The sequence below is a fragment of the Pseudomonas sp. NPDC089547 genome (assembly GCF_050280665.1).
Classification (GTDB): domain Bacteria; phylum Pseudomonadota; class Gammaproteobacteria; order Pseudomonadales; family Pseudomonadaceae; genus Aquipseudomonas.
Map to the genome: position 1 here is coordinate 47,101 of NZ_JBNNVS010000038.1, position 9,111 is coordinate 56,211.

Annotated in this window: 9 protein-coding genes; 6 read left to right on the top strand and 3 right to left on the bottom strand. The window is 63.4% G+C overall.

What is annotated here, in order from left to right:
• The first annotated feature begins 167 nt into the window (after window positions 1-167).
• Window positions 168-1,754: a beta (1-6) glucans synthase gene (locus tag ACQKPZ_RS21630; RefSeq protein WP_427542005.1), complete on the top strand. Its 1,587-nt coding sequence runs from the start codon at window positions 168-170 to the stop codon at window positions 1,752-1,754.
• A 103-nt stretch (window positions 1,755-1,857) separates the two neighbouring features.
• Here ACQKPZ_RS21630 and ACQKPZ_RS21635 read toward each other — a convergent pair whose 3' ends face one another.
• Window positions 1,858-2,235: a hypothetical protein gene (locus ACQKPZ_RS21635; RefSeq protein WP_427542008.1), complete on the bottom strand. Its 378-nt coding sequence runs from the start codon at window positions 2,233-2,235 to the stop codon at window positions 1,858-1,860.
• 190 nt (window positions 2,236-2,425) lie between these two features.
• Between ACQKPZ_RS21635 and ACQKPZ_RS21640 the strand changes: the two genes are divergently transcribed.
• Together ACQKPZ_RS21640 and ACQKPZ_RS21645 are read left to right on the top strand one after the other, a co-directional pair.
• Window positions 2,426-3,724: a serine/threonine protein kinase gene (locus ACQKPZ_RS21640; protein WP_427542011.1), complete on the top strand. Its 1,299-nt coding sequence runs from the start codon at window positions 2,426-2,428 to the stop codon at window positions 3,722-3,724.
• Complete coding sequence (locus ACQKPZ_RS21645; protein WP_427542014.1) at window positions 3,717-4,544, top strand: MlaA family lipoprotein; 828 nt, start codon at window positions 3,717-3,719, stop codon at window positions 4,542-4,544. Before ACQKPZ_RS21640 ends, ACQKPZ_RS21645 begins: the two co-directional genes overlap by 8 nt.
• 160 nt (window positions 4,545-4,704) lie before the next feature.
• On the opposite strand, the gene ACQKPZ_RS21650 is transcribed toward ACQKPZ_RS21645, so the two are convergent.
• Entirely contained in the window at window positions 4,705-5,853 is a 1,149-nt protein-coding gene (locus tag ACQKPZ_RS21650) for a patatin-like phospholipase family protein (protein ID WP_427542017.1), read from the bottom strand.
• A gap of 146 nt (window positions 5,854-5,999) precedes the next feature.
• The gene (locus tag ACQKPZ_RS21655) at window positions 6,000-6,935 is read right to left on the bottom strand and encodes a lipid A biosynthesis lauroyl acyltransferase (RefSeq protein WP_427542020.1); all 936 of its coding nucleotides are present in this window, start codon (window positions 6,933-6,935) and stop codon (window positions 6,000-6,002) included.
• Between the two features lie 111 nt (window positions 6,936-7,046).
• On the opposite strand from ACQKPZ_RS21655, the gene minC reads away from it, so the two are divergent.
• The 3 genes from minC (at window position 7,047) to minE (ending at window position 8,988) form a co-directional block, all read left to right on the top strand.
• Window positions 7,047-7,808: a septum site-determining protein MinC gene (gene minC, locus ACQKPZ_RS21660; protein WP_403202372.1), complete on the top strand. Its 762-nt coding sequence runs from the start codon at window positions 7,047-7,049 to the stop codon at window positions 7,806-7,808.
• Window positions 7,809-7,917: 109 nt separating this feature from the next.
• Entirely contained in the window at window positions 7,918-8,730 is an 813-nt protein-coding gene (gene minD, locus ACQKPZ_RS21665) for a septum site-determining protein MinD (RefSeq protein ID WP_054893840.1), read from the top strand.
• Window positions 8,731-8,733: 3 nt separating this feature from the next.
• Entirely contained in the window at window positions 8,734-8,988 is a 255-nt protein-coding gene (gene minE, locus ACQKPZ_RS21670; RefSeq protein ID WP_003252572.1) for a cell division topological specificity factor MinE, read from the top strand.
• The last annotated feature ends 123 nt before the right edge of the window (window positions 8,989-9,111 follow it).

Sequence of the window (9,111 nt, forward strand, 5' to 3'; positions counted from 1 at the left end):
TGCATCATCTGCCTGCAACAGCGGGCGACCTGATCCAGCTACGACCTGTACCCGCCCCATATGCGACAGCACTGTGCCATTAGCGCCATCGGCCTACAGCGGCCTGCGCGATCCTTGCATGCCAAAGCTTTGGCGCCGGGCTACTATCTACCCTTTTGCGCCTGACGATGGACCGCCCGATGCCCAGTTCTGCCCGCTTGCTGTTGCCGCTGTACCTGCTTGCCTGCCTATTGGCCCTGCTCGGGCTCGCCGGGCTCTGGTACGGGCTTGGCAAGCCGGTGCACCTGCCCGATGCGGCCAGCCCGACACACAAGTTGCAGTGCGCGTCCTACACGCCGTTCGACAAGGACCAGTCGCCCTACGACCAGCCGTTTCGCCTGCGCCCGGCCCGCATGGACGCCGACCTGGCGTTGCTGGCCGAGCGATTCCAGTGCATCCGCACCTATTCCATGACCGGTCTTGAGGCAATCCCCGCGCTGGCCCGCAAACATGGCCTGAAAGTGATGCTGGGCGCCTGGGTGAACGCCCACCCGGCAGACACCGACAAGGAAATCGAGCTGCTGATCGCCACCGCCAACGCCAACCCCGATGTGGTCAGCGCGGTGATCGTGGGCAACGAAACGTTGCTGCGCAAAGAGGTGACCGGTGCACACCTGGCCAAGCTGATCGCCCGGGTGAAAAGCCAGGTGAAGGTGCCGGTGACCTACGCGGATGTCTGGGAATTCTGGTTGCAGCACCCGCAGATTGCCCCGGCGGTGGATTTCCTGACCATCCACCTGCTGCCCTACTGGGAAGACGACCCACGCGGCATCGACGACGCCCTGGCCCACGTGGCCGATGTCCGCCGGGTATTCGGCACGCGCTTTGCGCCCAAGGACATCGTGATTGGCGAAACCGGCTGGCCCAGCGAAGGCCGCCAGCGCGAGACCGCCGTACCCAGCCGGGTCAACGAAGCGCGCTTCATTCGTGGCTTTGTGGCCATGGCCGAGAGCAACGGTTGGCATTACAACCTGATCGAAGCATTCGATCAGCCGTGGAAGCGCGCCAACGAAGGTGCAGTGGGCGGGTACTGGGGGTTGTACGACGCCGACCGGCAGGACAAGGGCGTGCTGGAAGGGCCGGTGAGCAATCTGCATTACTGGCCGCAATGGTTGCTGGCCAGTGCAATGCTGATGTTGGTCATGCTGGTGCTGGCCGGGCGCCCTGTTAGCGCGCAGGCAGCCTTGCTGCTGCCGTTGCTGGCGGCGTTTGGCGCGGGCTGCCTGGGCTTGTGGGGTGAACTGATGCGTACCCATGCACGCTTTGCCGGGGAGTGGCTGTGGGCAGTTGCACTGGCCGGGCTGAACCTGCTGGTGCTGGCCCATGCCCTGCTGGCCCTGGCGCAGCGCGCCGGTTGGCGCGAGCGCTTGTTCGCCTGGCTGCAGGCACGGGCCGGCTGGCTGTTGCTGGCGGCAGGCTTTGCCGCGGCGGTGAACATGCTGGCGATGGTGTTCGACCCACGCTACCGTAGCTTCCCCAGTGCGGCACTGGCGTTGCCGGCGCTGGTGTATGTGCTGTGGCCGGTGCGGGCGCGGCGGGCAGAGGTGGCGCTGCTGGCGTTCATCGTCGGAGCCGGGGTGGCGCCGCAGTTGTTTGTGGAGGGGCTGGAGAACCGGCAGGCCTGGGGTTGGGCAGTGGTGAGTGTGCTGATGACGGCGGCCTTGTGGCGGAGTTTGCGGCTAAGCCCGCTTCTACAGCCGGCGCGGTCCGTGTAGGAGCGGCCTTGTGTCGCGATGGGCCGCAAAGCGGCCCCACGATTCATGCAGCAGCACAGATTGCCGGGGCCGCTTTGCGGCCCATCGCGACACAAGGCCGCTCCTACAGGGACCGCGTCGCTTTGCCTTCTCTTACAAGACGCAGCCCCGCCAGCACCAGCGCAAACACGGCAATGCTGGCGGTATACAGCACCAGCGCCGGCACCGCGAACACCAGGGCCACCACCGCCAGCCACCAGCCGGCACGGCCGGCAACCACCTGCGCCAGCAGCGCCAGGCCCAACCCGCTCCAGGCCAGCACCTGGTGGTGAATGCCCAACCCCAGCAACGAACGCACCTCACACTGCCAGTACGCCGCCGGCACCGTGCACAACCCAACCCACTGGCCATCCTCCATCAGCCCATAGCGCACGCCATAACTGGCCGCGAGCCACAGCCCGATACAAAGCACCAGTAGCGCAGCCGGTAGCGAACGAGACATCCTGTTCTCCAATAGCGGTAATCGAAAGCATCCATGATCGCTTATGCCCGGTTGTAAGGCAAAATCACAACCCTGCAGCTATGTTGCAGATAACCAGCACACCAAAGGCCACCGCGCCAGGCAACTTTGCCCGCGTTGATGTGGTCCTAGCCTGCACACTGCTCGACCTTGCGTTCTTTTGGGGGATTACATGCTTCGATCTTTGCGCCTCGCTGCCTTGCTCGGCAGCCTGCTCATGGCTGTGGCCGCTTCGGCGCGGGATATCGACGCCGCGAGCTACGGCTACCCCTTGACCAACCCGTTCGAGGCGACCATCGCCACTACGCCGCCGGAGCAGCGCCCGACCCTGCCCAGCGACGACGAAATCAACCAGTCCGACTACAGCCTGAACCTGCGCCCGGAGCGCGAGTTCACCCTGCCCGACAACTTCTGGGCGGTGAAAAAGCTCAAGTACCGCATGGCCCGCCAGGACCACGAGGCACCGCTGATCTTCATCATCGCGGGCACCGGCGCGCCCTACAGCAGCAGCATCAACGAGTACCTGAAGAAGCTGTTCTACCAGGCCGGCTTCCACGTGGTGCAGCTGTCGTCGCCCACCAGCTACGACTTCATGAGCGCCGCCTCGCGTTTTGCCACCCCCGGTGTCAGCCAGGAAGACGCCGAAGACATGTACCGGGTGATGCAGGCCGTGCGCGCCCAGCACCCGCGCTTGCCAATCAGCGAGTTCTTCCTCACCGGCTACAGCCTGGGCGCGCTCGATGCGGCCTTTGTCAGCCATTTGGACGAAACCCGCCGCAGCTTCAACTTCAAGCGCGTGCTGCTGCTCAACCCGCCGGTCAACCTGTACACCTCGATCAACAACCTCGACAAACTGGTGCAAACCCAGGTCAAGGGCATCGACCGCAGCACCACGTTCTATGAGCTGATGCTGCAGAAGCTTACGCGTTACTTCCAGGACAAGGGCTACATCGACCTCAACGACGCCCTGCTGTACGACTTCCAGCAATCGAAACAGCACTTGTCCAACGAACAGATGGCCATGCTGATCGGCACCTCGTTCCGCTTCTCGGCGGCCGACATTGCCTTTACCTCCGACCTGATCAACCGTCGCGGCCTGATCATTCCACCGAAGTTCCCGATCACCGAGGGCAGCAGCCTCACGCCATTCTTCAAGCGCGCCCTGCAATGCGACTTCGACTGCTACATGACCGAGCAGGTAATCCCGATGTGGCGCGCCCGCACCGGCGGCAACAGCATTTTGCAACTGACCAACCAGGTGAGCCTGTATGCCCTGGCCGACTACCTGCAAAGCAGTGACAAGATTGCCGTGATGCACAACGCCGACGACGTCATCCTCGGCCCTGGCGATATCGGGTTCCTACGCAAAGTGTTTGGTGAGCGCCTGACCCTTTACCCCCATGGCGGCCATTGCGGCAACCTCAATTACCGCGTCAACAGCGACGCCATGCTGGAGTTCTTCCGTGGTTAACAAACTCCTCTTCGCCACTGCCCTGCTTGCCGCCGGCCACACCCAGGCAGCCGAAACCGCCCCACGGGCCAGCGTAGTGGAGGCCGACCCGCAGGTCGTGGGGACCGCCCCTCTGGTGCCCGAAGCCGATGGCTTCATCGACCCGCTGCGCGAGCTGAAATTCAACCCGGGGCTGGACCAGCGCGAGTTCGAGCGCTCTACCCTGGAGGCGCTGAACGTGTACGACCCGCTGGAGTCGATCAACCGGCGCGTCTATCACTTCAACTACCGGCTGGACCAATGGGTGCTGCTGCCGCTGGTAAGCGGTTACCAGTACGTCACCCCGCGCTTTGTGCGCACGGGGGTGAGCAACTTCTTCAACAACATTGGTGATGTGCCGAACCTGTTCAACAGCGTGTTGCAGCTCAAGGCCAAGCGCTCGGCGGAGATCACCGCACGGCTGATGTTCAACACCATCATCGGTGTAGGTGGGCTGTGGGACCCGGCGACCAGCATGGGCCTGCCGCGCCAGAGCGAAGACTTTGGCCAGACCCTGGGTTTCTATGGCGTACCTGAGGGGCCGTACCTGATGCTGCCGGTGCTGGGCCCATCGAACCTGCGTGATACCACCGGCCTGGTGGTGGACTATGCGGGCGAGCAAGCCATCAACTACCTGAACGTGGCCGAAGCCAGCACCGACCACCCGGAAATCTTTGCCTTGAAAGTGGTGGACAAGCGCTATACCACCAACTTCCGCTATGGCCAGCTGAACTCGCCGTTCGAGTACGAGAAAGTGCGGTATGTGTATACCCAGGCGCGCAAGTTGCAGATAGCCGAGTAAGCGGATGTGCAGCTGACTCGATCCCTGTAGGAGCGGCCTTGTGTCGCGAAAGGGGTGCGAAGCGCCCCCAGGATTTCAGCTTCGCAACAGATATCGCCGGGGCCGCTATGCGGCCCTTTCGCGACACAAGGCCGCTCCTACAGGGGACTGCGTCTGCAGGTCATATTCCCAGGAACTGGCACAGCTCCCGCTTCTTGGCCAAGGCATCGCGCCGCCCCAGTTCGATCAGCTCACTGCAATAGCTCGCCTCGAACAGCAAATAGCTCAACACCCCCGCCCCACTGGTACGCGTCGCCCCCGGCCCTCGCAGGAACAGGCGCAACGCCGCTGGCAACTCGCGCCGATGCCGGGCGGCGATTTCGTCCAGTAGCTGGCTGGGCGCCACTACCAGCACGTCGATCGGCGCCAGCCCCAGGCGCCGGGCATCCAGGTGCGCCGGTAGCAACCGGCTCAGATGATTGAGCCGCTGCAACAGCTCGATGTCATCCTCCAGGCTGTCGATGAACGTGCTGTTGAGCATGTGCCCGCCAATCTGCGCCAGGCTCGGCTGCTGCCCGCTGAACACCCGCTGGGTCGGCAACGGCGGCGCTGGCCGCTGCGGGTTGCCACTGACCCCGACCACCAGCACGCGGCTGGCGCCCAGGTGCAGGGCCGGGCTGATCGGCGCCGACTGGCGCACCGCGCCATCACCGTAGTATTCGTCACCCAACTGTACCGGCGCGAACAGCAGCGGGATCGCCGCACTGGCCAGCAGGTGGTCGATGGTCAATGGCGTGGGTACGCCGATGCGGCGATGGCGCAACCAGGCTTCGATGGTGCCGCGGCCCTGGTAGAAGGTGACCGCCTGGCCAGACTCATACCCAAAGGCGGTGACTGCCACGGCACGCAGTTGCTCGGCGGCCAGGGAATGGCCGATACCCTCCAGGTTCAGGTGGGCTTGCAACAGGCTGCGCAGTGGGCTGCTGTCCAGCAGTGCCACTGGCGCCTGCCCGCCCAGCCCGAGCAGGCTGTGGCCGACGAAGCGGCTGGCCTGGCGCACTACCCCGGGCCAGTCGCTGCGGATGACCAGCTGGCTGCGGAAATTCTGCCAGAAGGCGGTGAGCCGCTGCACGGCATCGTTGAAGTGGGTAGCGCCGCTGGCCAGGGTAACGGCGTTGATGGCCCCGGCAGAGGTGCCGACGATGACTGGAAAGGGGTTGTGCGCGCCGGCCGGCAGCAGCTCGGCGATGCCGGCCAGTACGCCGACCTGATAGGCGGCGCGGGCGCCGCCGCCAGAAAGGATAAGACCGGTTACCGGGGGTGGGGCCATGGAGTCCTTCCTGGATCAGCTGTTTTCAGGCCCGGCCCTTTCGCGGGTAAACCCGCTCCCACAGGGACCCCACAATATTCAGGACCTGTGTTACTCCTGTGGGAGCGGGTTTACCCGCGAAGAGGCCAGACCTGCTTACACAAGGTTCAGCGCTTTTTCTTGTCGTACAGCCGCGGCGCCCCTTCGGGCCGCGACTTGAACCGGCGGTGCGCCCACAGGTATTGCTCGGGGCACTCGCGTAACACGCCTTCCACCCACTGGTTGATGCGCAGGCAATCGGCCTCTTCGCTTTCGCCCGGGAAGTCCGCCAATGGCGGGTGAATAACCAGACGATAGCCGCTGCCATCCTCCAGGCGCCTCTGGGTAAACGGAATCACCTGTGCCTTGCCCAGCCGGGCAAACTTGGTAGTGGCGGTTACCGTCGCCGCCTGGATGCCGAACAGCGGTACGAAAATGCTCTGTTTGGCGCCGTAGTCCTGATCCGGTGCGTACCAGATCGCGCGGCCCGAACGCAGCAGCTTGAGCATGCCGCGCACGTCTTCACGCTCCACCGCCAACGAGTCGAGGTTATGGCGCTCACGGCCGCTACGCTGGATGAAGTCGAACAGTGCGTTACCATGCTCACGGTACATGCCGTCGATGGTGTGCTGCTGGCCGAGCAGTGCAGCGCCGATTTCCAGCGTGGTGAAGTGTACCGCCATAAGGATGGCGCCCTGCCCCGCCTGCTGGGCGGCCTGCAAGTGCTCTAGCCCCTCGATATGGGCCAGGCGCGCCAGCCTGGCCTTGGGCCACCACCAGCTCATGGCCATTTCGAAGAAGGCGATGCCGGTAGAGGCGAAGTTGGCCTTGAGCAAACGCTGCCGCTCGTCGACCGACAGCTCCGGGAAGCACAGCTCCAGGTTGCGCGCGGCAATGCGCCGCCGCTCGCCGGCAAAGCGGTACATCACCGCCCCCAGCGCGGCACCGACTTTCAACAGCACCCGATACGGCAACTGGACCACCAGCCACAGCAGGCCCAGGCCCAGCCACAGGCCCCAGAACTTGGGGTGAAGGTAATAGGGACGAAAACGCGGGCGTTCCATTGAAGCTTCCGGAAAGACAAAGGCTGCGCATTCTACAACGGATCAGCGTATGTTGCGGGCAACCGGTGTTCTCGTTATAAGTCAGGGCACTTTTTTCGCAACAAGCCGTCTATGCAGACCATGAGCCCAAACCACACACCCGACACCGCCTCCGTGTTCCAGCTCAAGGGCAGCATGCTCGCCATTACAGTGCTGGAACTGGCGCGCAATGACCTTGAAGCCCTTGACCGCCAGCTGGCGGCCAAAGTCGCCCAGGCGCCCAACTTCTTCAGCAACACGCCGCTGGTGCTGGCGCTGGACAAGCTGCCGGCCGACGAAGGGGCGATCGACCTGCCCGGCTTGATGCGGATCTGCCGCCACCATGGCCTGCGTACCCTGGCCATCCGCGCCAACCGCATCGAGGACATCGCTGCCGCCATCGCCATCGACCTGCCGGTACTGCCACCGTCCGGGGCACGCGAACGGCCGCTGGACCCTGAACCCGAGGTGGTCAAAAAGCCCGAGCCAGCCCCGGCGCCACCACCCGCCCCCGAGCCCGAGGTGCGCCCGACCCGCATCATTACCTCGCCGGTACGGGGCGGCCAGCAGATCTACGCCCAGGGTGGCGACCTGATCGTCACCGCCTCGGTCAGCCCGGGTGCGGAACTTCTGGCAGATGGCAACATCCATGTGTACGGCGCCATGCGCGGCCGGGCCCTGGCCGGCATCAAAGGCAACACCAAGGCCCGTATCTTCTGCCAGCAGATGACCGCCGAAATGGTCTCCATCGCCGGCCAGTACAAGGTCTGCGAAGACCTGCGCCGCGACCCGCTGTGGGGTTTCGGTGTGCAAGTCAGCTTGTCTGGTGACGTGTTGAACATCACCCGTCTTTAACGGATACTTGCCAGCATTTTTAGAGCAACTTTTTTACCGTTGCCGTTATTTACGCTATTTCAGTTATTTGCAGGGACTCGTGTCCCGATCATTTTAGGGGTGAAACACCTTGGCCAAGATTCTCGTGGTTACTTCCGGCAAGGGGGGTGTGGGCAAGACCACCACCAGCGCCGCCATTGGTACCGGCCTCGCACTGCGTGGCCACAAGACCGTCATCGTCGACTTCGACGTGGGCCTGCGTAACCTCGACCTGATCATGGGCTGCGAACGCCGCGTGGTGTACGACTTCGTCAACGTGGTCAACGGCGAAGCCAACCTGCAGCAGGCGCTGATCAAGGACAAGCGCCTGGAAAACCTGTTCGTGCTGGCCGCCAGCCAGACCCGCGACAAAGACGCGCTGACCCAGGAAGGCGTGGAAAAGGTCCTGATGGAACTGAAAGAACAGTTCGATTACGTGATCTGCGATTCGCCAGCCGGTATCGAGAAAGGCGCGCACCTGGCCATGTACTTCGCTGACGAAGCCATCGTGGTTACCAACCCTGAGGTTTCCTCGGTACGCGACTCCGACCGCATGCTGGGCATCCTGTCGAGCAAGTCGCGCCGCTCGGAAAACGGCGAAGAGCCGATCAAGGAACACCTGCTGATCACCCGCTACCACCCAGAGCGTGTGGAAAAGGGCGAAATGCTGAGCATCGCCGACGTCGAAGAAATCCTGGCAATCAAGCTCAAGGGCGTTATCCCCGAGTCCCAGGCCGTGCTCAAGGCTTCCAACCAGGGTATCCCGGTCATCCTCGACGACCAGAGCGATGCCGGCCAGGCCTACAGCGATACCGTCGACCGTCTGCTGGGTAAAGAAAAACCCCTGCGGTTCATCGAAGTGCCGAAGCAAGGATTCTTCGCGCGTCTGTTTGGAGGCAAGTAAACCATGAACCTTTTTGACTTCTTTCGTGGCAGACAGAAACAGACCAGCGCGTCGGTAGCGAAAGAGCGTCTACAGATCATCGTGGCGCACGAGCGCGGCCAACGCAGCGAACCGGACTATTTGCCGGCGCTGCAGAAAGAACTTCTGGAAGTGATCCGCAAGTATGTGAACATCGGCAACGATGACGTGCATATCGAGCTGGAAAACCAGGGCAGCTGCTCGATTCTGGAGCTGAACATTACCCTGCCGGATCGCTGATCCGCGCTACCGGGAACCTGGGGCTGCTTTGCAGCCCATCGCGACACAAGGCCGCTCCTACAGGGGAATGCATAACCCTTGTAGGAGCGGCCTTGTGTCGCGCTTGGGCCCAAATCGGCCCCG

Coding starts and splice junctions, on each gene's coding strand:
- ACQKPZ_RS21630 (WP_427542005.1), top strand. CDS start 168: ATGGACCGCCCGATGCCCAGTTCTGCCCGCTTGCTGTTGCCGCTGTAC.
- ACQKPZ_RS21635 (WP_427542008.1), bottom strand. CDS start 2,235: ATGTCTCGTTCGCTACCGGCTGCGCTACTGGTGCTTTGTATCGGGCTG.
- ACQKPZ_RS21640 (WP_427542011.1), top strand. CDS start 2,426: ATGCTTCGATCTTTGCGCCTCGCTGCCTTGCTCGGCAGCCTGCTCATG.
- ACQKPZ_RS21650 (WP_427542017.1), bottom strand. CDS start 5,853: ATGGCCCCACCCCCGGTAACCGGTCTTATCCTTTCTGGCGGCGGCGCC.
- ACQKPZ_RS21655 (WP_427542020.1), bottom strand. CDS start 6,935: ATGGAACGCCCGCGTTTTCGTCCCTATTACCTTCACCCCAAGTTCTGG.
- minC (WP_403202372.1), top strand. CDS start 7,047: ATGCAGACCATGAGCCCAAACCACACACCCGACACCGCCTCCGTGTTC.
- minE (WP_003252572.1), top strand. CDS start 8,734: ATGAACCTTTTTGACTTCTTTCGTGGCAGACAGAAACAGACCAGCGCG.